This is a genomic window from Erwinia typographi (assembly GCF_000773975.1).
Classification (GTDB): Bacteria; Pseudomonadota; Gammaproteobacteria; order Enterobacterales; family Enterobacteriaceae; genus Erwinia; species Erwinia typographi.
In genome coordinates this window covers 1-22,879 of sequence record NZ_JRUQ01000056.1, presented here as the reverse complement: position 1 = coordinate 22,879, position 22,879 = coordinate 1, and the positions used below count along the sequence as shown (strand labels likewise).

At 54.3% G+C, this 22,879-nt stretch carries 16 protein-coding genes and 1 rRNA gene; 14 read left to right on the top strand and 3 right to left on the bottom strand.

Annotated features, from left to right (window positions below):
* The first annotated feature begins 7 nt into the window (after nt 1-7).
* The 9 genes from nrdE (at nt 8) to NG99_RS19755 (ending at nt 13,301) form a co-directional block, all read left to right on the top strand.
* Nucleotides 8-2,113, top strand: a complete 2,106-nt coding sequence (nrdE, locus tag NG99_RS19795; RefSeq protein ID WP_198138814.1) for a class 1b ribonucleoside-diphosphate reductase subunit alpha — start codon at nt 8-10, stop codon at nt 2,111-2,113.
* A gap of 44 nt (nt 2,114-2,157) precedes the next feature.
* Nucleotides 2,158-3,117 (top strand): class 1b ribonucleoside-diphosphate reductase subunit beta, encoded by a 960-nt coding sequence (gene nrdF, locus NG99_RS19790; protein WP_034896768.1) that lies wholly within the window; start codon nt 2,158-2,160, stop codon nt 3,115-3,117.
* A 395-nt stretch (nt 3,118-3,512) separates the two neighbouring features.
* The gene (gene proV / locus NG99_RS19785; RefSeq protein WP_034896766.1) at nt 3,513-4,712 is read left to right on the top strand and encodes a glycine betaine/L-proline ABC transporter ATP-binding protein ProV; all 1,200 of its coding nucleotides are present in this window, start codon (nt 3,513-3,515) and stop codon (nt 4,710-4,712) included.
* Nucleotides 4,705-5,916, top strand: coding sequence for a glycine betaine/L-proline ABC transporter permease ProW (proW, locus tag NG99_RS19780; protein WP_034896765.1), 1,212 nt, complete (start codon nt 4,705-4,707; stop codon nt 5,914-5,916). Before proV ends, proW begins: the two co-directional genes overlap by 8 nt.
* Before the next feature lie 77 nt (nt 5,917-5,993).
* Nucleotides 5,994-6,989: a glycine betaine/L-proline ABC transporter substrate-binding protein ProX gene (gene proX / locus NG99_RS19775; protein ID WP_034896762.1), complete on the top strand. Its 996-nt coding sequence runs from the start codon at nt 5,994-5,996 to the stop codon at nt 6,987-6,989.
* An 802-nt stretch (nt 6,990-7,791) separates the two neighbouring features.
* Nucleotides 7,792-8,322, top strand: coding sequence for a transcriptional repressor MprA (mprA, locus tag NG99_RS19770; RefSeq protein ID WP_034896760.1), 531 nt, complete (start codon nt 7,792-7,794; stop codon nt 8,320-8,322).
* 162 nt (nt 8,323-8,484) lie between these two features.
* Nucleotides 8,485-9,657 carry a multidrug efflux MFS transporter periplasmic adaptor subunit EmrA gene (gene emrA, locus NG99_RS19765; RefSeq protein ID WP_034896758.1) on the top strand — a complete coding sequence of 391 codons (1,173 nt, stop codon included), beginning with the start codon at nt 8,485-8,487 and terminating at the stop codon, nt 9,655-9,657.
* Between the two features lie 17 nt (nt 9,658-9,674).
* A complete protein-coding gene (emrB, locus tag NG99_RS19760; protein WP_034896756.1) occupies nt 9,675-11,210 on the top strand; it encodes a multidrug efflux MFS transporter permease subunit EmrB in 1,536 nt (511 codons plus the stop codon).
* Between the two features lie 237 nt (nt 11,211-11,447).
* A complete protein-coding gene (locus NG99_RS19755; protein WP_084110596.1) occupies nt 11,448-13,301 on the top strand; it encodes an acyltransferase family protein in 1,854 nt (617 codons plus the stop codon).
* Between the two features lie 106 nt (nt 13,302-13,407).
* Here the strand turns inward: NG99_RS19755 and NG99_RS19750 are convergent, their stop codons facing one another.
* Entirely contained in the window at nt 13,408-14,442 is a 1,035-nt protein-coding gene (locus NG99_RS19750; RefSeq protein WP_034896754.1) for a tRNA/rRNA methyltransferase, read from the bottom strand.
* A gap of 275 nt (nt 14,443-14,717) precedes the next feature.
* Here NG99_RS19750 and trxC point away from each other — a divergent pair, with 275 nt between their 5' ends.
* From trxC to pssA, 5 genes are all read left to right on the top strand, one after another.
* Nucleotides 14,718-15,137, top strand: a complete 420-nt coding sequence (trxC, locus tag NG99_RS19745) for a thioredoxin TrxC (protein WP_034896752.1) — start codon at nt 14,718-14,720, stop codon at nt 15,135-15,137.
* 84 nt (nt 15,138-15,221) lie between these two features.
* Nucleotides 15,222-15,914 carry a tRNA-uridine aminocarboxypropyltransferase gene (locus NG99_RS19740; protein ID WP_052130794.1) on the top strand — a complete coding sequence of 231 codons (693 nt, stop codon included), beginning with the start codon at nt 15,222-15,224 and terminating at the stop codon, nt 15,912-15,914.
* A gap of 97 nt (nt 15,915-16,011) precedes the next feature.
* Nucleotides 16,012-16,818 (top strand): YaeF family permuted papain-like enzyme, encoded by an 807-nt coding sequence (locus tag NG99_RS19735; RefSeq protein ID WP_034896750.1) that lies wholly within the window; start codon nt 16,012-16,014, stop codon nt 16,816-16,818.
* A 51-nt stretch (nt 16,819-16,869) separates the two neighbouring features.
* Nucleotides 16,870-19,521, top strand: coding sequence for a bifunctional acetate--CoA ligase family protein/GNAT family N-acetyltransferase (locus NG99_RS19730; protein ID WP_034896748.1), 2,652 nt, complete (start codon nt 16,870-16,872; stop codon nt 19,519-19,521).
* Nucleotides 19,522-19,638: 117 nt separating this feature from the next.
* A complete protein-coding gene (pssA, locus tag NG99_RS19725) occupies nt 19,639-20,994 on the top strand; it encodes a CDP-diacylglycerol--serine O-phosphatidyltransferase (RefSeq protein WP_034896746.1) in 1,356 nt (451 codons plus the stop codon).
* Nucleotides 20,995-21,068: 74 nt separating this feature from the next.
* On the opposite strand, the gene NG99_RS19720 is transcribed toward pssA, so the two are convergent.
* Both NG99_RS19720 and rrf read right to left on the bottom strand, forming a co-directional pair.
* Nucleotides 21,069-22,373 (bottom strand): MFS transporter, encoded by a 1,305-nt coding sequence (locus NG99_RS19720; RefSeq protein ID WP_034896744.1) that lies wholly within the window; start codon nt 22,371-22,373, stop codon nt 21,069-21,071.
* A gap of 286 nt (nt 22,374-22,659) precedes the next feature.
* Nucleotides 22,660-22,775, bottom strand: a 5S ribosomal RNA gene (gene rrf, locus NG99_RS19715).
* Nucleotides 22,776-22,879 lie beyond the last annotated feature (104 nt).

Here is a 22,879-nt window from a genome sequence, read left to right as displayed (position 1 = left end):
AGCCACGCTGGACTATCACTCGCTGAATGCGATGCTGAATCTTTATGACAGCGAAGGCAACATTCAGTTTGAGAAAGATAAAGAAGCTACCCGTCACTATTTCCTTCAGCACGTTCTGCCGAACACCGTGAAATTTGATTCCGTTGGTGAGCGCTTACAGTATCTGGTATCCGAAGGCTATTACGAAGCCGAAGTGCTTAACGCCTATCCGTTTACCTTTGTCACCTCGCTGTTTGAGCAGGCAAGTCAGCGCCGGTTTCGCTTCCAGACGTTTCTCGGCGCCTGGAAGTTCTACACCAGCTACACGCTAAAAACCTTCGATGGCAAGCGCTACCTCGAGGGCTTCACCGAGCGTGTCTGCATGGTGGCGCTGACGCTGGCTAAAGGCGACTCCTCTCTGGCGCTGGCGCTGATGGAAGAGATGCTTTCCGGCCGCTTCCAGCCCGCTACGCCCACTTTCCTGAACTGCGGTAAACAGCAGCGAGGGGAGCTGGTTTCCTGCTTCCTGCTGCGTATTGAAGACAATATGGAGTCGATCGGCCGCTCGGTGAACTCGGCGCTACAGCTTTCCAAGCGCGGCGGCGGCGTGGCCTTCCTGCTCTCTAACCTGCGTGAATCCGGCGCGCCTATCAAGCGGATTGAGAATCAGTCCTCAGGCGTGATCCCGGTAATGAAAATGCTGGAGGATGCCTTCTCCTACGCCAATCAGCTTGGCGCTCGTCAGGGCGCAGGCGCCGTTTATCTGCACGCCCACCATCCCGACATTCTTCGTTTTCTGGATACCAAGCGAGAAAACGCCGACGAGAAGATCCGCATTAAAACGCTTTCGCTGGGCGTGGTCATCCCGGACATCACCTTCCAGCTGGCAAAAAACAATCAGCAGATGGCGCTATTTTCTCCGTATGACGTAGAGCGAATTTACGGCCTGCCGTTCGCGGATATCAGTATCAGTGAGAAATACGAGGAAATGCTGGCGGATGAACGCATTACCAAAACGTTTATCAACCCGCGTGAATTTTTCCAGACGCTGGCCGAAATTCAGTTTGAGTCTGGCTATCCCTACATCATGTTTGAAGATACGGTGAACCGCGCAAACCCTGTTCAGGGCCGGATCAACATGAGCAATCTCTGCTCCGAGATCCTGCAGGTGAATACGCCAACCGAATACAATGACGATCTCAGCTACCGCCGCATCGGTAAGGACATCTCCTGCAACCTTGGCTCGCTGAATATTGCCCACACCATGGATTCGCCCGATTTTTCCCGCACGGTGGAAATCGCGGTGCGCGGCCTGACCGCGGTTTCCGATCAGAGCCATATCCACTCAGTTCCCTCAATTGAGCGCGGCAATGCGCAGTCGCACGCCATCGGCCTTGGGCAGATGAACCTGCACGGCTATCTGGCGCGGGAAGGCATTCAGTACGGTTCTGAGGCGGCGCTGGACTTCACCAATCTCTATTTCTACACCATCACTTACCATGCGCTGCGCACCTCTAACCTGATTGCTCAGGAGCGCGGAGAGCGCTTTGCCGGTTTTGAAAATTCGCGCTATGCCAGCGGTGAATACTTCAACCAGTACGTTGAGCAAAGCTGGCAGCCGCGTACTGCCGAAGCCGCTGCGCTGTTTGCCCGCGCTGGCGTTAAGCTGCCGGACCAGCAGGAGTGGCTTCAGCTGCGTGAGGCAGTGATGAAATACGGCATCTACAACCAGAATTTACAGGCGATTCCGCCCACGGGCTCGATCTCCTATATCAACCATGCGACCTCAAGTATTCACCCTATCGTCTCGCGCATTGAAATCCGCAAAGAGGGGAAAACGGGCCGGGTCTATTATCCAGCGCCGTTTATGAACAACGATAATCAGGCGTTTTACCGTGACGCTTACGATATCGGGCCGGAGGCGATTATTGATACCTACGCCGAGGCGACGCGCCATGTCGATCAGGGGCTGTCGCTGACGCTATTCTTCCGTGATACCGCCACCACCCGCGATATCAATAAGGCGCAGATTTACGCCTGGAAGAAAGGCATTAAGACGCTGTACTACATCCGCCTGCGCCAGATGGCCCTGCTGGGGACCGAAGTGGAAGGCTGCGTGTCCTGCTCGCTATAAGCTCACCCAAAGGGGCGGATAAAACGCCCCGGAAGAAGACGATAATGAAATTAAAACGTGTACATGCCATTAACTGGAACCAGATTGAGGATGAGAAGGATCTGGAAGTCTGGAACCGCCTGACCGCCAATTTCTGGCTGCCGGAAAAGGTGCCGCTGTCCAATGACATCCCGGCCTGGAACAGCCTGAATGCCGAGGAGCAGCGCCTGACAATCCGCGTATTTACTGGCCTGACGCTGCTCGATACCATCCAGAACACGGTAGGCGCCCCGGCGCTGATGGCTGATGCGGTCACGCCTCATGAAGAGGCGGTGATGTCGAATATCAGCTTTATGGAAGCCGTTCACGCCCGGTCGTACAGCTCTATCTTCTCGACGCTGTGCCACACGTCAGATGTGGATGCCGCCTACGCCTGGAGTGAGGACAATCAGCCGCTACAGCGGAAAGCCGATATCATTCTCGAACACTATCATCATGACGATCCGCTGAAGAAGAAAATTGCCAGCGTCTTTCTGGAATCGTTCCTCTTCTACTCAGGCTTTTATCTGCCGATGTACTGGTCCAGCCGCGGCAAGCTGACCAATACCGCAGACCTGATCCGCCTGATCATCAAAGATGAAGCGGTGCATGGCTATTACATTGGCTATAAGTATCAGAAAGCGCTGGAGAAAGAAGGAGCTGCCCGCCGGGACGAACTACAGCAGTTCGCGGTGGAACTGCTGCTGGCGCTGTATGAAAACGAGCTGGCCTATACCGAGGCGCTTTACGACGGCGTGGGTTGGAGTGAAGAGGTGAAAAAATTCCTTCACTACAACGCCAACAAAGCGCTGATGAATCTCGGCTATGAAGCGCTTTTTCCGGCGGAAATGACCGATGTAAACCCAGCCATTCTGTCCGCGCTGTCACCCAATGCCGATGAAAATCATGATTTCTTCTCCGGCTCAGGATCGTCCTATGTGATGGGCAAAGCGGTCGATACCGAAGACGAAGACTGGAATTTTTAACCTCCCTGCGCACGGCTGCAACCCGCAGCCGTCTTTAATCTTATTCCCTGCCAATTATTTTCTATTAATCAGACGTTCAACTAAACGTAAATGACAAATTTGTGGCGTTTTTATGCCCCTTATTTGACGCTAAATCACACTTTCAAAGGCAGAAATTCAGCGCCTTAAACGATAATGCCGGGCAAAATATTTATTTTTTTTCACCCCGCTCAATTCTCCGCAATCCCTTACCCCTACTGGACTTTTCGGAGATCCCTGTCTCATCGATAATTGCTGAACCAGCCCGAAGGGTTGCCTCAGAATCTCAGTGTGCTACGGTATAGGGCGCTAATATTCAACCAGGTAAAAGAAGAAATTATAAGAAATTAACCGCCAACAAGGAATTAAATTATTGCATGGCAATTAAACTAGAAGTTAAAAATTTATATAAGGTATTTGGGGAAAATCCCGACAGGGCATTTAAGCATATTGAAAAAGGAATTAGCAAAGAGGCGCTGCTTGAGAAGACAGGGCTCTCGCTCGGGGTGAAAGATGCCAGTCTGGCCATTGAAGAAGGCGAGATATTCGTGATCATGGGGTTGTCCGGCTCGGGGAAATCCACCATGGTTCGCCTTCTCAATCGTCTGATAGAACCGACTCGCGGTCAGGTTATAATTGATGGTGTCGACATCGCCAAAATATCTGACAGCGAACTTCGTCAGGTTCGTAGAAATAAAATTAGCATGGTATTCCAGTCGTTCGCATTAATGCCGCATATGACGGTATTAAATAATGCGGCTTTCGGCATGGAATTAGCGGGCGTTGCGCTACAGGAACGTCAGGAAAAAGCGCTTGACGCCCTGCGTCAGGTTGGCCTGGATAATTATGCTCATGCCTACCCCGATGAATTATCAGGCGGGATGCGCCAGCGCGTTGGATTAGCCCGCGCACTGGCGATCAATCCGGACATATTATTGATGGATGAAGCCTTCTCCGCACTTGATCCTCTCATCCGCACCGAAATGCAGGATGAGCTGGTTAAGCTCCAGTCGCGCCACCAGCGCACCATCGTATTTATTTCCCATGACCTGGATGAAGCAATGCGAATTGGTGACCGTATTGCCATCATGCAGGGTGGTGAAGTCGTGCAGGTCGGTACGCCGGACGAGATCCTGAATAATCCGGCCAATGACTACGTGCGCACCTTCTTCCGCGGCGTGGATATCAGCCATGTGTTCAGCGCGAAAGACATTGCCCGTCGCGGCGCTGGATCGCTGATGCGTAAGGCGCCAGGCTTTGGCCCGCGCTCCGCGCTGAAACTGCTGCAGGATGATGACCGCGAATATGGCTACATCCTTGAGAAACAGCGTTTTGTCGGCGTGGTCTCAACCGATTCCCTGAAAGCGGCGCTGGTTTCTGGCGAGGGTCTTGACGGCGCCATTCTCCCTACCCCAGCAGCGGTAGACGGTGATACATCGCTAAGCGATCTGCTGTCTCATGTTGCGCAGGCGCCCTGTGCCGTCCCTATTGTCGGTGAAGACAATCAGTACATCGGGATTATCTCTAAAGGCACGTTACTACAGGCATTAGACCGCGAGGGGGCCAGCAATGAGTGAACAAACAACCGCAACCGATCCGTGGGCGACATCAAGCCAGCCAGCGACTAACGCACCGCATCCCGCCAGTACGCCGACAGCGGACAGCGCGCAGTCGGCGACCAGCAGTAGCGATCCCTGGTCAACTTCCGCACCAGCTCAGGGTGACGCAGCCTCTTCCGCCCCAGCCCACGCGGCTCCTTCCGGCGGCGATGCCTGGGGTTCGGCTAGCGGGTCGGGCGGCCACGATGCGGCAGCGGCCAGCGGCAGCGACTGGTTAAACAACGCACCGGCACCGCAAGTTGAGCACTTCAGTCTCCTCGACCCGTTCCATAAAACGCTGATCCCGCTGGACAGTTGGGTGACCACCGGCATTGACTGGGTCGTCTCTCACTTCCGCCCGGTGTTCCAGGGCATCCGTGTTCCGGTGGATTACATTCTTAGCGGCTTCCAGCACATGCTGCTGGGAATGCCAGCCCCGGTCGCGATCGTGATTTTCGCGCTTATTGCCTGGCAGATGTCGAGCCTGGGGATGGGCGTGGCGACGCTGGTTTCGCTGATAGCAATCGGGGCGATCGGGGCCTGGTCACAGGCGATGGTCACGCTGGCGCTGGTTCTTACCGCCCTGCTGTTTTGTATTCTTATCGGTCTCCCGCTGGGAATTTGGCTGGCGAGATCCGAACGGGCGGCAAAAATTATCCGACCGCTGCTGGATGCGATGCAGACCACGCCCGCTTTCGTCTATCTGGTGCCGATCGTCATGCTGTTTGGCATCGGCAACGTGCCCGGCGTCGTGGTCACCATCATCTTTGCGCTGCCGCCTATCGTGCGACTGACTATTCTCGGCATTAAACAGGTTCCTGCCGATCTGATCGAGGCCGGTGAGTCCTTCGGCGCCAGCCCGCGCCAGATGCTGTTCAAAGTACAGCTGCCGCTGGCGATGCCGACCATTATGGCCGGCGTCAATCAGACGCTGATGCTGGCGCTGTCGATGGTGGTGATCGCCTCAATGATCGCCGTTGGCGGCCTTGGCCAGATGGTACTGCGCGGGATTGGACGCCTGGATATGGGTCTGGCTACCGTGGGTGGCGTTGGCATTGTAATCCTCGCCATCATTCTTGACCGCCTGACGCAGTCGCTCGGCCGGGACACCCGCAGCCGCGGGGCGCGCCGCTGGTACGCCAGTGGACCTCTGGGCCTGTTTACCCGTCCGTTTATCAAGTAACACCTTTCTGCGGCTGACAGCGTGCCCAATGCGCCGTCAGCCGCCAAAGCTGTGATAACTCAAAATAAGGATACCCCATGCGTAAGACAGCATTGCTAGCCGCCGCCTTGACTGCCCTGGTTGCCTCACAGGCTTCCGCTGCCGATCTGCCGGGCAAGGGCATCACGATCAAACCGCTTCAGAGCAATATTTCGGAAGAGACCTTCCAGACCCTGCTGGTCGGCCGTGGCCTCGAAAAACTGGGCTACACCGTTGAACAACCAAACGAAGTCGACTACAACGTCGCCTATACCTCTATCGCCTCAGGTGACGGCACCTTCATCGCCACTAACTGGCAGCCGCTGCATGATGATATGTATAAAGCAGCTGGCGGCGATGCAAAATTCTATCGTCAGGGAACCTACGTTGAAGGCGCGGCGCAGGGTTATTTGATCGATAAAAAAACCGCGGATAAATACCACATCACCCGTATCGACCAGCTGAAAGATCCTAAGATCGCCAAACTGTTTGACAGCAACGGCGACGGCAAGGCCGACCTGACCGGCTGTACGCCTGGCTGGGGCTGCGAAGCCGTCATTAACCATCAAATCAAAGCCTTCGATTTGAGCAATACAGTCGAGCATAATCAGGGTAACTATGCCGCGCTGATCGCCGATACCATTACTCGCTTCAAACAGGGCAAGCCGATTCTGTATTATACCTGGACGCCATACTGGGTTAGCGATGTGCTGGTTCCTGGTCGCGACGTGGTCTGGCTACAGGTGCCATTCTCCTCAATGCCTGGCGAACAGAAAAATATCGATACCAAGTTGCCAAACGGCGCGAACTACGGCTTCCCGGTCAACGTGATGCATATCGTCGCCAACAAAGCCTGGGCGGAGAAAAACCCGGCAGCGGCAAAACTGTTTGCTGAGATGAAGCTGCCTATTGCTGATATCAATGCGCAGAACTCACGTATGCACGACGGTCAGTCTTCAGAAGCCGATATCAACGCGCATGTTGACGGCTGGATCAAAGCTCACCAGGCGCAGTTTGACGGCTGGGTGAAAGACGCAATGGCCGCCGCAAAATAACCTTCCTGTAGCCAGGGCAAGATGACAGGGGTGACGCTAGCGTCGCCCCTTTTTTGTATGGGCCGATTCTGTTAATTATCCGCGAATGAAAAAGTAATTTTAGTTACCATTACAACACTTTTTTTACTACCATACCGAACGTGATAACATTCTCGCAAGCAGACCTCAGGCAACATAATCAGCGATTTCATCATTGGTGCCATTGGCTTACGGGTTTTCGCTACGGCGCTTGAGTATCAACGTGCTGGCCGGGAAAGCGTTTATACGGCGGAGAGTTTGTTAATTTTACTTAACAGGTAGTGTAGTAACGCAGCTTATATAATGAGCTGGCTACTCCTTAGCCTGCAAATAGTAAATAGCGCAAATTTAAGGGTATCGCCCCTGTTAAGCTTTTACGCAGTCTGGTATGGTTAATCCGTACTTATTCAGGTTGGTTATTTTTTCGGATGAAACTATTAAGCCACGCGCGGGAAGACATGCAGCATGACAGAGCACGCTGAGATGCTTAGCACTGTATGGCGCCCGCTACCCCGTTCTTTGATAGTGCGCGTTGTCACCTCACTATCCGTCAGTAAGCAAGTTTTATTGTCTGGCCGCCCCTCGGGCTTTGGCTAACGCTGCAATATCTTTTATAAACCCGCAGCGTCCCTGTTTCGATGCTGCTTAACGCCCTGGGTTATGGAGTGACCTGGAAATTACTGATGGTGTCCACCGGCTGGAGACAAAACCCCGCCGACAGGAATGACAGGTAATCTTATCGCCATCGTTACGATACCAGTTGCAACTTATGAGGTTCCCCCAGATGGAAAGTTCGTTTTCTCCCATTGAACAGATGCTGAATTTCCGCGCTAACCGTCAGAAAGATTTCCCTTTACAGGAAATTATCCTGACGCGGCTGTGTATGCACATGCAAAGCAAACTGCTGGAAAATCGCAATAAAATGCTCAAGGCTCAGGGGATTAACGAGACGTTGTTTATGGCTTTGATCACGCTGGATGCTCAGGAAAATCACAGCATCCAGCCCTCCGAACTTAGCACCGCGCTGGGTTCATCCCGTACCAACGCGACGCGCATCGCTGATGAACTGGAAAAACGCGGCTGGATTGAGCGTCGTGAAAGCGACAACGACCGCCGTTGTCTGCATCTTCACATGACCCCAAAAGGCAACGATTTCCTGCGCCAGCTGCTGCCGCCGCAGCATCAATGTTTACAACTGCTGTGGTCCGTGCTGAGCGCCGCTGAAAAAACTCAGTTGGAAGGCATCACCCGTAAGCTATTGACTCGTCTCGATCAAATGGACGAAGAGGAAGTCATCACCGCCCTTTCCCGCTAAGCTTTTCAGCAATAGCATATTGTGCGACAACCTGCCTGCCAGTAACCGCTATTTTAGACCGCAAATTATTAACTTATGCCAGCGCTAATACGCTGGCATTTTAGACTCCGGGTATGGCTCATCCGAGCCGCGCCCGGTTGGCAAGGATAAGTGGAGAAAACCATGAGTACAAATGCGGAAATCGAAAACCCGCGTGCGCCAGCTAATAAAAAGAAAAAACGTAAAACAGCGTTAATTTTTCTGGCTGTGCTGTTCATTCTGATCGGGGTCGCTTACCTGGTCTACTGGTTTATGGTGCTGCGCCATTACGAGGAAACCGATGATGCTTACGTGGCAGGTAACCAGGCGCAGGTGATGGCGCAGGTTTCCGGCAGCGTTAATAAGGTATGGTTCGACAATACCGACTATGTCCAAAAAGGCGATGTGCTGGTCACGCTGGATAAGACCGACGCCCAGCAGGCCTTTGAAAAAGCGCAGACCGCGCTCGCGACCACCGTTCGTCAGACTCATCAGCTGATCATTAACGGCAAGCAGTATCAGGCCAGTATCGAACTGCAAAAGACCGCGCTGGAACAGGCTCAAGCCGATTTAAAACGCCGTGAACCTCTTGGCGCGGCGAATCTGATTGGTCGTGAGGATTTGCAACATGCGCGCGATGCGGTCGCCACCGCTAAAGCTCAGTTGGATGTGGCAACCCAACAGTACAATGCAAACCAGGCGATGATCCTCAACACCTCGCTGGAAAATCAGCCTGCGGTAAAACAAAGCGCGTCGGATCTGCGCGATGCCTGGCTGGCGCTGGAGCGTACTGAAGTGGTCAGCCCGATTGATGGCTACATTTCTCGCCGTAGCGTGCAGGTTGGCTCGCAAATCTCCTCTACCACGCCGCTGTTAGCCATTGTTCCGGCGGACAACCTGTGGATTGATGCCAACTTCAAAGAGACTCAGCTCGCCGGCGTACGTATCGGCCAGCCAGCAACCGTCATCAGCGATATTTATGGTAACGATGTGGTTTATCACGGCAAAGTAGTAGGCCTGGATATGGGGACCGGCAGCGCCTTCTCTCTACTGCCAGCGCAGAACGCCACGGGTAACTGGATCAAAGTTGTTCAGCGTTTGCCGGTGCGTATTGAGCTGGACCCGAAAGAAGTGGCGAAACATCCGCTGCGTATAGGGCTGTCGACGCTGGTCAGCGTGGATACTCAAAATACCGACGGCGGCGTGCTGGCCACCAGCGTGCGCTCTTCGCCAGCCTATGAAACTAATGCGCTGGCACTGGATTTAGCCCCGGCTAACCAGATGATTGCCGAGATCATTCGCGCCAATGCTGGTTAAGGAAGCGGGAGGCTGTTATGGCACAAAAACCGCTTGAGGGGACTCAACTTGTACTGATGACCATCGCGCTGTCGCTGGCCACGTTTATGCAGGTGCTGGACTCAACCATCGCCAACGTGGCTATCCCGACTATCGCGGGTAACCTGGGAGCCTCCAACTCACAGGGTACCTGGGTTATCACCTCGTTTGGGGTAGCTAACGCCATTTCGATCCCCATTACCGGCTGGCTGGCTAAGCGCATCGGCGAAGTGAAGCTGTTCCTGTGGTCTACGGCGGCCTTTGCCGTGGCTTCCTGGCTGTGCGGCATGTCCGACAGCTTGTCAATGCTGATCTTCTTCCGCGTGGTTCAGGGGGTGGTTGCCGGTCCGTTAATCCCGCTGTCGCAAAGCCTGTTGCTCAACAACTATCCACCGGCCAAGCGAAGCGTGGCCCTGTCGCTATGGGCAATGACGGTGATCGTCGCGCCGATATGCGGCCCGATTCTGGGCGGCTGGATTAGCGACAACTATCACTGGGGCTGGATCTTCTTCATCAACGTACCGATTGGCGCGGTGGTGGTGATGTTGACGCTACAAACGCTACGAAACCGGGAAACGCAAACGGTTATCAGGCCGATAGACACCGTCGGCCTGGTGCTGCTGGTGGTGGGTATCGGCTGTCTGCAGGTGATGCTCGACCGGGGTAAGGAGCTGGACTGGTTCAGCTCGCCAGAAATCGTGGTATTGACGGTGGTGGCGGTCATCGCCCTCTCGGTCCTGCTGGTCTGGGAGCTGACGGACGACCATCCAATAGTGGATCTCTCGCTGTTTAAATCGCGAAACTTCACCATTGGCTGTCTCTCCATCAGCCTGGCGTACATGCTCTACTTCGGCTCGATAGTGCTGCTGCCGCAGCTGCTCCAGGAGGTCTACGGCTACACTGCCACCTGGGCCGGACTGGCATCGGCGCCGGTAGGGATACTGCCGGTGATCCTGTCGCCGATTATCGGGCGGTTTGCCCACAAGCTGGATATGCGAAGGCTGGTAACCTTCAGCTTCATCATGTATGCCGTCTGCTTCTACTGGCGAGCGTACACGTTTGAACCAGGCATGGATTTCGGCGCGTCAGCCTGGCCGCAGTTTATTCAGGGATTTGCGGTGGCCTGTTTCTTCATGCCGCTGACCACCATCACCCTCTCTGGCCTGCCGCCTGAGAGGATGGCGGCGGCATCCAGTCTGTCCAACTTTACGCGAACCCTGGCGGGGTCCATCGGGACCTCGATCACCACAACTATGTGGTCAGATCGGGAATCTATGCACCACAGCTACCTTAGCGAGTCAGTAAATGCTTACAACGTTAACTCGCAGGAGATGTACAGCAAGCTGGAGCAACTGGGGATGACCCACGATCAGGCCTCGTCATGGATTGCCCAGCAAATCACCAACCAGGGACTGATTATCTCTGCCAATGAGGTCTTCTGGGGCTCGGCGGCGGTGTTCCTGTTCCTGCTGGTGCTCATCTGGTTCGCTCGTCCACCGTTTGGTGCTGGCGGAGGAGGAGGCGGTGCGCACTAGCGCAGCCTGAACTCAGCACGATGGCGCAGACTAATGCCAGCCGGTTATTGCCGACTGGCATTTTTTTTGCCGTTGGTTATTTCGGGGGCCAAAAAGCAAAGGCCGGGCAGGCAAAACTTGCTAAGTATAAATCCGAAAGTTAAGCCTGTTTAATGTTAAGGCGCACGAATATCGGAGGGATATGTTACCGTTTGCCTATGTTAAGAATCTGTAAGTTATTGTCAGCAAGGAGTCTTTGTGTTGAGCAAATATCGTCCTGATATCGATGGATTACGCGCTTTGGCTATTCTGCCGGTGCTGCTGTTCCATGCAGGGTTCACCTCTGTATCGGGGGGATATGTCGGCGTAGACATTTTCTTTGTCATCAGTGGTTTTCTCATTACTTCAATCCTGGTAAAGGATATTAAAGAGAATACCTACAGTATCGCAGATTTTTATGAGCGCCGGATACGCAGGATATTTCCCGCTCTTTTTACGGTGGTTTTATTTGTCCTGATAGTTTCTCCCTTTGCGTTATTACCTGACGAATACAGTTTCCTTCCTAAAGAGGTCGCAGGCGTTCTGCTGTTTGTTTCAAACATTGTGAGCTGGAGAAAATCAGGCTACTTCTCTACCGATGCCGAAGAGCGGCCTTTGCTGCATACCTGGTCGCTTGGGGTGGAAGAGCAGTTCTATATCTTTGCGCCGATTCTCTTATTCTTCCTGCTGAAAAAGCTGAAAAAGTCTCCTGAGCTGATTCTGTTGGTGCTTTTCATTGCCTCTTTCCTGATCAGCGTATTTCTTACTAAACCCAAACCTTCGGCTGCTTTCTATCTACTGCCCTCCCGCGCATGGGAACTTCTTGCTGGATCGCTGCTGGCATTTAATCTTTTCCCTGCCACGGAAAAGAAAGCCGCCAATGAGCTGATTTCTCTTACCGGCCTGGTCAGTATTTTGTTGGCCATATTTTTATTCGATGCAAAAACGCGCTTTCCTGGCTATGCGGCGGCGCTACCGGTATTTGGCAGCATGTGCATTATTTATGCGGCTGAAAAGTCATTAGTGGGTAAAATACTGTCGCTGAAGCCAGTGGTATTTATCGGGCTTATTTCCTATTCGCTCTATCTCTGGCACTGGCCGCTCATTGTTTTCTTCAGGAACTGGAATTTACTGGATGATATCGCAGGAAGGTGGATGGTCATTGCCGTCTCGCTGATCGTTGCCTGGTTCTCCTGGCGCTTCATTGAAAAACCGTTCCGCATTCGTAAAGCCTGGCCTGCCAGAAAACTGTATAAAGCCAGCGGCTGGGGCCTGTCGCTGCTGGTTATCGTCACTGCGACCACCTTCAGCCAGGGTGGCTGGACGGAACGCTTTAGTGAGCAAACGTTGCGTTTAATCGCCGCACATAAAGATTTCAGCCCAAGCAGAACAAGCTGCCATTTTGACAACGGCGTGCCGCAAGTTTCACAATATTGCCATTTTGGCGCCGGGAAGCCGACGGTTGCCGTCTGGGCGGACAGCCATGGCGTGGAGCTGTCCAGAGCGCTTGGCAATAATAACGTCAACCTGTACGAAATCACCTATTCTGGCTGCCCGCCAAATACTAACTTCCAGCCGGATTCCCGCCCTTCCTGTATTAAACACAATACCAGGGCGCTGAAGTTTCTCGAAGAGAACAAAGACATTAGCGTAGTCATCATGGCCGCACGCTATGAAGTCTACCCCGACACTATCTTTGATAATATTAATAGTGCGGCCAGCAGGCTGATCGCTCACGGTAAAAAAGTGATCATCATTGGCCCGGTGCCAACCCCGGAACGGGATGTACCAGCCAGCCTGGCACGCGGCGGCAACCCGGCGTTTACCTTTACCAGCAGCGCGCCTGACAGTATTGAAAAGTATATCGATGCCAAAGTCGTGCGTTTTATGCCAACCGCCATGCTGTGCAAAAACGACCAGTGCAATATGCTATTGCACGGTAAGCCGCTGCTATTTGATGACAATCACCTGAGCATGTCATCGGCAGATTATCTCGCGGGCTACCTTAAAGAAAAAATTGCCGCATCCACGCATAACCCAGCGACGCCGCTTTATGCTGAAAATCGCCTGTGAGATAACGGGCGCAGCGCCAGTTAAGGAGCCTTAACCGGGACTTCCTGGAGGCAATAAAAAAAGCCAGTCAGCGATTAACTGACTGGCTTTTCTTTTGTCATCACGCTTATGCGTTCTGACGCCACCATTCGGCAAGAAGAATACCGGTGGCTACCGAAACGTTCAGGCTTTCCACATTACCGGTCCCGCCAATAGAAACGCTCAGATCGCCCTGCTGCCACGTACTGTCTGACAGACCATCGCTCTCCTGTCCCAGCACCAGAACCATTTTAGCCGGCAGTTCAGCCTGAGCTAACGGCGTTCCTTTATGGCTTGAGGTTGTTACGATGGTATAGCCTGCGTTACGGAAGGCGGTAAGTCCGGCAGCAAAGCTTTCGCCGCTGATCGCCTGAACGTGCTCCGCTCCGCCTTCTGCGGTTCGCACGGCGGCGCCGGACTCCAGCAAAGAGGCATCATCTACCAACAGCCCTTTCGCGCCGAAGTGCGCACAGCTGCGCATCATGCCGCCCAGGTTGTGCGGATTCCCAATCTGCTCCAGCGCCACCACGCAGTCTTTCTCACCCGCGCCAGCCAGCCATTCGCCGACCGGCATCCCGGAGCGTTTTTTGATCAGGAAGCAAACTCCGCCGTGGTGTTCAGTACCGGACGCTTTAGCCAGTTCGGCCTCATCCACCACATGATAAGCCTTACGGTTAGCCGCCATCCACTTCAGCGCCTCGCGAAAACGCGGGGTCACTTCCTGGACAAACCAGGCGCGGACAATGCAGTCAGGACGGCTCTGAAACAGCGCCTGGCAGGCATTTTCGCCATATACACGCGTCTCTTCCATCCGCTGACGTCGGATCTGCTCCGGGTCAATATAGCTTTTACCGCTGATGCCGCCGTGATCCGGCTTGCTGTCATCAGTAGCAGACGGCGTACGTGAAACCGTACGCCATGGCGATTCACCAGGTGCTACCTCGCGATCGCGCCCGCCACGCGGCGGCCTGTTCTCTGCGTTACGTGAAGGACGACGACTGCCATCCTGACGAGGTCCGCCCTTACCGGTGCGGGGGTTTTGCCCGCTTTTACTGCTCTCGTCATCACCGCGGACATACATCACTTTGACTTTTCCGCTTTTACCTTTAAATTCGTCGTTCATTTTCCCTCCACCTGGCTGAGCGCGAAGCGCGCAGAGTACCTGATGTGGCGGCGCTTAGCTATCAACTTCAACTAAAACCGCGTTATGCGCGTTATCCGGGCAGATGGCTGTCGTCCCCCGGGCTTAAGGGCTGAAAATGCTGTGAGCCACTGCCTATTATACCCATCGAACAAATCTCTTTGTGACAAACGACAAGCACACGCATAATTATGAGCAGTTTTACTCAGGAATGCGGTAAGTAAATGCTTACCCCTAACCAGCACCGAGGTGAATCAATGAATACGGTTTGTGCTTCTTGTCAGGCGACGAATCGCGTTCCGCCAGAGCGTATTACTGAAGGCGCGAAATGCGGTCGCTGTGGCGGCGCTCTGTTTGACGGCGAGGTGATCAATGCTACCGCCGAGACGCTGGATAAATATTTGCAGGATGACTTGCCGGTGGTGGTCGACTTCTGGGCGCCGTGGTGTGGTCCCTGCGTCAATTTCGCGCCGGTTTATGAAAATGTCGCGGAAGAGCGCAGCAGTAAAGTGCGCTTTATTAAGGTGAATACCGAATCCGAGCCGGAGCTTAGCGCCCGTTTCCGCATTCGCAGTATTCCTACTATTATGGTATTCAAAAAAGGCCAGATGGTCGACATGCTCAATGGCGCGATGCCAAAAGCGCCGTTCAATGAGTGGCTGGACGAAAACCTCTGACAGCCCACGGTGGTCAGGCTTGCCTGGCCACTACTTCTCCCCCGCCGTTTCCGCTAGAATGGGGTTTTCCTCAGATTAGCGTCCATGACTGAAAATGCCGTCCTGCGCCTGCGCGCCGAGCGACTTGCCCGCGCCACCCGCCCTTTTCTTGCCCGAGGGAACCGCACGCTTCGCTGCCAGCGCTGTCTGCTGCCTGAAAAGAACTGTCTGTGCGAAACGCTGCGCCCACAGCAAGCTCGCAGCCGTTTTTGTCTGGTTATGTTCGACACTGAGCCGTTGAAGCCCAGCAATACCGGTCGGCTGATTGCCGATATTCTCCCCGAGACTCAGGCATTTGGCTGGTCGCGTACCGAGCCAGACCCGGCGCTGCTGAGCGCCGTGCAGGACCCAACCATACAGCCCGTGGTGGTTTTCCCCGCATCTTATGCGGAGGCAGGCCGCCCGGTGCTCAATCAGCCGCCGCTAGCCGGTAAGCCGCCTCTTTTTATTATGCTTGATGGCACCTGGACCGAAGCGCGCAAGATGTTTCGTAAAAGTCCCTGGCTGGATGCCCTGCCGGTGATGTCGCTGACGCTGACCAAACCCTCAAACTATCAGCTGCGTAAAGTCCATGCAAAAGGCCAGCACTGCACCGCCGAGGTGGCCGCCGAGCTACTTTTACAGGCAGGTGACGTGGTGGCAGGCGAAGCGCTGTTCCGGCATTTCGACCTGTTCCGCCAGCGCTACCTTGCCGGTAAACCGCAGCGGTCCACAGCTCAACGTGCGGATGTGACATGATTCACGAAAAAATTTAATCATTTTAACCGTCAGGGAGAATTGCTATACCATTCTCCCTTCAATGGCAGTGAGCCACTAAATGACAGGGAAGACAGTCATGAAGCAAGTTATTGTAATGCTGTTGGCATTGATCGCCGCCGGGTGCAGCACCGACATATCCACCCACAGCAAACCCCAAATTGTCGTACAGTCCCCGCGAACCTCAAGCGCTAAGTCAGTAAAGATGATAGACATTTCATCACTTAGAGCCGGAGATATCCTTCTCTCCTCTTCCACCACGCTCACCTCATGGGGAATACGTCTTTTTAGCTTCAGCGGCGTCAGTCATGCCTCTTTGTACATTGGCAATCATCAGGTAGCAGAAGCCGTGGGGGGCGGTGTAAAGATTATTTCTCTTGCAGAAGCTATCGCTGAAAGTAATAACTTTCTTGCGCTCCGCAGGAATAACCTGAGCGAAGAGCAAACCCAGATCGTCCGTGATTACGCTCTCGCTCAGCAGGGGCAAAAGTATAATTATAAAGGTATCGTGATGTTTGCTCCTTTTATGATTACCAGGCGTATCTGCGAGCTTCCCCTGACCAATGCAACATTCAGAGATCGCTGCCTGACAATGCTCGCGACCGTTCAGCTTTCCTCCGATGTCACTGTGGCATCCGACCAACCGACCTTTTTCTGCTCAGAGTTTGTTCTGTCTGCTTTTACCGCTGCTGGCGCGCCGCTCTTCAGCGGTGAGGCACAATGGATGAGCCCAGGGGATTTATTACATCTGCGCGATGGAGATGTATCAGCTTACAGAACGCCCATGAAACTCAGCTACGTTGGCCACCTTAAGCGCTGGGATTTGGCAGAAATTTTAAGTTTACGCTCGCCCGAAGTAATAAGCGCGACACAGCCCCAGCAATAAAGGTAAAAAACATTTAAAATCAAAGTATGTATCAGGCGTCAGGAGCCAGAAATGAGCCAGCGCGGATTAGAAGCCCTGTTAAGACCCAAATCTATTGCGGTGATCGGTGCCTCATCGCGGCCGGAGCGCGCGGGCTATCTGATGATGCGCAACCTGCTTGCGGGCGGTTTTAACGGCCCGATCCTACCGGTCAATCCTAAGTACAAAGCCGTATGCGGCGTGCTTACCTGGCCGGATATCGCCAGTCTGCCTCTCTCTCCTGACCTCGCTGTCCTCTGCACGCACGCCAGCCGGAACATGGAACTGTTGAAAGCGCTGGGGGAGCGAGGCTGTAAGGCCTGCATTATTCTCTCTGCGCCGGCCAGCCAGCTTGACGAGCTGAAGCGATGCGCCAGCGAGTGGCAAATCCGTTTGCTCGGCCCGAACAGCCTCGGGTTGCTGGCGCCGTGGCAGGGCCTTAACGCCAGCTTTTCACCGGTTCCCATTCAGCAGGGAAAGCTGGCCTTCATCTCTCAGTCCGCTGCCGTCTCCAACACTATCCTTGACTGGGCGCAACAGAGACAGCTGGGGTTCTCCTGGTTTATCGCGCTGGGAGACAGCCTGGATATTGATGCCGATGATCTGCTGGACTTCCTGGCAAGGGATGGCAAAACCAGCGCAATCCTGCTCTACCTCGAACACCTCAGCGACGCCCGACGTTTTGTTTCAGCGGCCCGCAGCGCAGCCAGAAACAAGCCGATCCTCGTCATCAAAAGCGGCCGCAGCCAGCAGGCGCAGCGGCTGTTGAAAACCCATGCGGGCCTTGATGCGGCCTGGGATGCGGCAATCCAGCGCGCGGGGCTGCTGCGCGTACAGGATACCCACGAACTGTTTTCTGCGGTGGAAACGCTCAGCCATATGCGCCCCCTGCGCGGCGAGCGACTGATGATTATCAGCAACGGCGCGGCGCCCGCGGCGCTGGCGCTGGATGCGCTGGAGGCGAGAAACGGGCGGCTGGCAACGTTAAGTGAGGAATTACTTACTGACCTGCAACGCCTTTTGCCTGAAGAGATAAGCGCGGGCAATCCGTTAGATCTCAAAGACGATGCCACGCCGGAGCGCTATCTGCAGGTTGTCTCACGGCTGCTGGACTGCTCCGATATTGACGCCCTGATGATTATCCATGCGCCCAGCGCTGTCGCCCCGGCCACGCTGACGGCGCAGCGGCTGATCGAAACTATTTTAAAGCATCCGCGAGCCAGACAGGTTTCCCTGCTAACCAACTGGTGCGGTGAGTTTTCTTCGCTGGACGCACGCAGGCTATTCAGCGAGGCGGGGATCCCAACCTACCGCACCCCTGAGGGTACGGTAACCGCCTTTATGCATATGGTGGAATATCGCCGCAATCAGAAGCAGCTGCGTGAGACGCCTGCGTTGCCAGCCAACCTGACGGCCAATACCGCCGAGGCGCACCAGCTGATCCGCAGGGCGCTGGATGAGGGGGCAACCACGCTGGATACCCACGAAGTGCGGGCGATCCTGCAAGCCTATGGCTTAAATACTCTGCCGACCTGGATTGCCAGCGACAGCGCCGAAGCGGTGCATATCGCCGGACAGATTGGCTATCCCGTGGCGCTGAAGCTGCGCTCGCCCGATATCCCGCATAAATCTGAAGTCCAGGGCGTCATGCTCTATCTGCGCACCGCCAGTGAAGTTCAGCAGGCGGCCGAAGCGATAATCGACAGGGTAAAGCTGGCCTGGCCGCAGGCCAGCATTCATGGTCTGCTGGTGCAGAGCATGGCTAATCGCGCCGGTGCGCAGGAGTTACGGGTCGTTGTCGAGCAGGACCCGGTATTCGGCCCGATGATTATGCTGGGAGAGGGAGGCATTGAGTGGCAGGCAGACAAGCAGGCGGTGGTTGCCCTGCCGCCGCTCAACATGACATTGGCTCGCTATCTGGTGATCCGGGCGATCAAGGGTGGCAAAATCCGTAGCAGAAGCGCGCTTCAGCCGCTTGATATCGCCGGAATCAGTCAGGTCCTGGTTCAGGTCTCTAACCTGATCGTCGACTGCCCGGAGATTGTCCGGCTGGATATTCATCCTCTGCTGGCGGCAGGCAGCGAATTTTCACTACTGGATGTGACTATGCAGCTGGCTGACTTCGCAGGCGATCCTGAAGCCCGCCTGGCAATTCGTCCCTATCCTCACGCCCTTGAGGAGCGGGTAGAGCTTAAAAATGGTGAAAGCTGTCTGTTCAGACCGATCCTGCCTGAGGACGAACCTCTGCTGAGGCAGTTTATCGATCGGGTGACTAAAGAGGATCTTTACTATCGCTATTTCAGTGAGATCAATGAGTTCACTCATGACGATTTGGCTAACATGACGCAGATCGACTACGATCGAGAGATGGCGATTGTAGCGGTACGCCAGCATAATGGCAGCGAAGAGATTATTGGCGTGACCCGTGCCATTTCCGATGCCGACAACGTGGATGCGGAGTTCTCGGTGCTGGTGCGTTCTGACCTCAAGGGGCTGGGGCTGGGCCGCCGCCTGCTGGAGAAGATGATTATCTATACCCGTCAGCACGGGCTACAGCAGCTGAACGGCATCACGATGCCGGGGAATCAGGGCATGATAACCCTGGCGCGCAAGTTGGGATTTGCGGTTGACGTGCAGATTGAGGATGGCATTGTTGGCCTGTCGCTGCCGCTTTCCGCCCCCTGATAATGTCTGGAAACGTAAAACTAAAACTATCGCGGCTAACTAATGGTATTATTCGCGGTTAGAGTGATGATTTTATGGCAAAAGGCCATTCCATGAACAGAGAAGAAACGCACTGTGATGTTGTCTAAATTCAAACGTAACAAACACCAACAGCACCTTGCGCAACTGCCCAAACTGTCTCAGTCGGCTGATGATTTCACCACGCTGTATTCAGCAACAGATTTCCGTCAGACCCTGCTCGAGAAAATTGCCGGTGCCACTCAACGCATCTGCATTGTGGCGCTCTATCTGGAAAATGATGACGGTGGCCGCAGCATCCTTAACGCGCTGTATGAAGCCAAACGCCGCCGCCCGACGCTGGATGTCCGGGTCCTGGTTGACTGGCATCGCGCTCAGCGAGGGCGTATTGGCGCGAAGCGCGGCGCCACCAATGCCGACTGGTATTGTGAGCTGGCCGACGCGCATCCTGAGATCCATATTGCCGTTTACGGCGTGCCGGTCAACACCCGCGAAGCGCTGGGCGTGCTGCATCTTAAAGGCTCGATCATTGATGACACGCTATTTTATACCGGCGCAAGTCTGAACGATGTCTACCTCCATCAGCATGACAAATATCGCTATGACCGCTACCAGCTGATTGCCAATACTACGCTCGCCGACACCATGTTCGACTGGATAGAGAAAAACCTCATTCAGGCTGAAGCCGTCCACCGGTTGGATCGGCATGAGCGCCCGAAAAGCCCGGAAATAAAAAACGAAACCCGCCAGTTTCGCCAGGATCTGCGCGGATTTGATTATGATTTTAAGGGCGATGCCAACAATGAGCAGCTGGCTGTCACGCCGCTGGTCGGCCTGGGCAGACGCAGCCTGCTGAACAAAACCATCTATCATCTGATGCCCTGCGCCGAGCAGAAGCTCACGCTCTGCACGCCCTACTTCAATATGCCGGCGATTCTGGTGCGTAACATTATCTGGCTGCTGCGTCAGGGAAGAGAGGTTGAGATCATCGTCGGTGATAAAACGGCTAACGACTTCTATATTCCAGAGGATCAGCCGTTCAAAATCATCGGGGCGCTGCCTTATCTGTACGAGATCAACCTCCGCCGCTTCCTTAGTCGTCTGCAGTACTATGTTACGAATGGACAGCTGACGGTGAGGCTCTGGAAAGATGGTGAGAACAGCTACCACCTCAAAGGCATGTGGGTCGATGATGAGTGGCTGCTGATCACCGGGAATAACCTTAACCCTCGCGCCTGGCGCCTGGACCTGGAGAATGCGGTGCTGATCCACGATCCGCTTCAGCAACTCACCGGGCAAACCAGCCGGGAACTCAGCTTAATCCGCGAGAACACAACCGTGGTGCAGCATTTCCGCGATCTGGAAAGTATTGCCGATTATCCGCTAAAAGTTCGTAAGCTAATCCGCCGACTACGTCGTATCCGCATCGACAGGCTGATTAGCCGAATTCTCTGATTCCCGCCCCTTTCTGGCCCCGTCGACAACGGGGCCTTTTACAAAAAGCGCGGCTCTGAAATCTTAGCCACTACTCAAAGCTTAATGCCGTTTCCTCTACGGTGCAGCATCAGCGACACCAGGAACGCGACGGCCCCCATCGCCGAAACGTACCAGAAAAAGCTGGTTTCACTGCCGGCCGCTTTCAGCGACAGCGCCACGTATTCAGCGGACCCCCCGAACAATGCATTGGCGACGGCATAAGATAGCCCGACCCCTAGTGCACGAACTTCTGGTGGAAACATCTCCGCCTTCAGAATCCCGCTGATCGAGGTATAGAAGCTGGTAATCAGCAGCGAGATCATCACCAGTACAAAGGCGACCCACGGGCTGGTCACGTTTTGCAGCAGCGTCAGAACGGGAACCGTACAGATCGCAGCCAGGCCACCGAAGATCAGCATTGAGCTTCTCCGGCCAATTTTATCTGAAAGCGAGCCAATCAACGGTTGCACCAGCATAAAAATAAACAGTGCCGCCGTCATTAAAGCACTTGCCGTTCTCGCATCCATTCCTGAGGTGTTCACCAGATACTTCTGCATATACGTCGTGAAAGTGTAGAAGCTCAGCGAACCACCCGCCGTGAAGCCAAGCACCATGAGAAAGGCGCGACGGTGCTTCCACAGTCCTCGTAACGATCCCGCATCTTTATGCTCACGGGTTTTACGGTCTGAGGTTTCATTCAGCGAGCGCCGCAGATAAAGCGCAACGATGGCCAACACGGCACCGAGGGCGAAAGGAATACGCCAGCCCCATGCGCGCAACTCTTCGTCATTCAGGATCTGCTGTAGGATCACCACCGTCAGTAAGGCCATCAGCTGTCCACCGATCAAAGTGACATACTGGAAGGAGGCATAGAATCCCTTTTTCCCCTCCACCGCCACCTCACTCATATAGGTTGCGCTGGTGCCATATTCACCGCCTACTGAAAGCCCCTGGAACAGGCGAGCCAGCAGCAGCAGAGCGGGTGCCCAGATGCCGATAGCGTCATAACCTGGCAAACAGGCGATAACCAGCGAGCCAAAGCACATCATCCAGACTGAAATGAGCATCGATTTTTTACGGCCATGCTTGTCGCCGATATAGCCAAACAGCCATCCTCCAATGGGACGCATCAGAAAGCCCGCGGCGAAAACACCGGCCGTTTGCAGAAGCTGTGTGGTGGGGTTTCCACTGGGGAAGAAAACGTGGGCAAAATAGAGCGAGCAGAAGGAATAAACATAAAAGTCAAACCACTCCACCAGGTTACCGGAGGAAGCGCCTACAATTGCCCAGATTCGTTGACGCGGAGTAATAGTCTCGGCCGTCCCTTCAGGCCGCCGTTCTGACGTGGCATCTGCCATATAATTAACCTCTTTTATTCCTTGCTAATAATTAGCGATATAAGTGAAACAACCGTCGGCAGTAAACACTGGTGATAAGATGTTAATGAATTTTTTTATGCATTGACGTTATAGAACTGTGAAGCAGATTGGATTATAGAGTAACCAGAGGACAAAAGACAAAAGGGCCCCGCGCGTCAGCGCGGAGCCTTTTTTGTGACGGCCTGTAATCACCGAATGCATCAGATCCGGGATGCCTTAAACGCAAAAAGGCCACCCTTCCGGGTGGCCTTCTTACTTGTTTGATGCCTGGCAGTTCCCTACTCTCGCATGGGGAGACCCCACACTACCATCGGCGCTACGGCGTTTCACTTCTGAGTTCGGCATGGGGTCAGGTGGGACCACCGCGCTAAAGCCGCCAGGCAAATTCTGTCTTTCACACCGCCATCTCCGGCCGTGCAAATCAATCCGCTAACAAGCTGAAAATATCGTCTGCGTCTCTCAGACGCTCACCAGAACGCTTCTGG

Bases quoted from the DNA above. Each gene is read 5' to 3' on its own strand.
- nrdF (WP_034896768.1), top strand. From the start codon at position 2,158: ATGAAATTAAAACGTGTACATGCCATTAACTGGAACCAGATTGAGGAT.
- proV (WP_034896766.1), top strand. From the start codon at position 3,513: ATGGCAATTAAACTAGAAGTTAAAAATTTATATAAGGTATTTGGGGAA.
- proW (WP_034896765.1), top strand. From the start codon at position 4,705: ATGAGTGAACAAACAACCGCAACCGATCCGTGGGCGACATCAAGCCAG.
- proX (WP_034896762.1), top strand. From the start codon at position 5,994: ATGCGTAAGACAGCATTGCTAGCCGCCGCCTTGACTGCCCTGGTTGCC.
- mprA (WP_034896760.1), top strand. From the start codon at position 7,792: ATGGAAAGTTCGTTTTCTCCCATTGAACAGATGCTGAATTTCCGCGCT.
- emrA (WP_034896758.1), top strand. From the start codon at position 8,485: ATGAGTACAAATGCGGAAATCGAAAACCCGCGTGCGCCAGCTAATAAA.
- emrB (WP_034896756.1), top strand. From the start codon at position 9,675: ATGGCACAAAAACCGCTTGAGGGGACTCAACTTGTACTGATGACCATC.
- NG99_RS19750 (WP_034896754.1), bottom strand. From the start codon at position 14,442: ATGAACGACGAATTTAAAGGTAAAAGCGGAAAAGTCAAAGTGATGTAT.
- trxC (WP_034896752.1), top strand. From the start codon at position 14,718: ATGAATACGGTTTGTGCTTCTTGTCAGGCGACGAATCGCGTTCCGCCA.
- NG99_RS19740 (WP_052130794.1), top strand. From the start codon at position 15,222: ATGACTGAAAATGCCGTCCTGCGCCTGCGCGCCGAGCGACTTGCCCGC.
- NG99_RS19735 (WP_034896750.1), top strand. From the start codon at position 16,012: ATGAAGCAAGTTATTGTAATGCTGTTGGCATTGATCGCCGCCGGGTGC.
- NG99_RS19730 (WP_034896748.1), top strand. From the start codon at position 16,870: ATGAGCCAGCGCGGATTAGAAGCCCTGTTAAGACCCAAATCTATTGCG.
- pssA (WP_034896746.1), top strand. From the start codon at position 19,639: ATGTTGTCTAAATTCAAACGTAACAAACACCAACAGCACCTTGCGCAA.
- NG99_RS19720 (WP_034896744.1), bottom strand. From the start codon at position 22,373: ATGGCAGATGCCACGTCAGAACGGCGGCCTGAAGGGACGGCCGAGACT.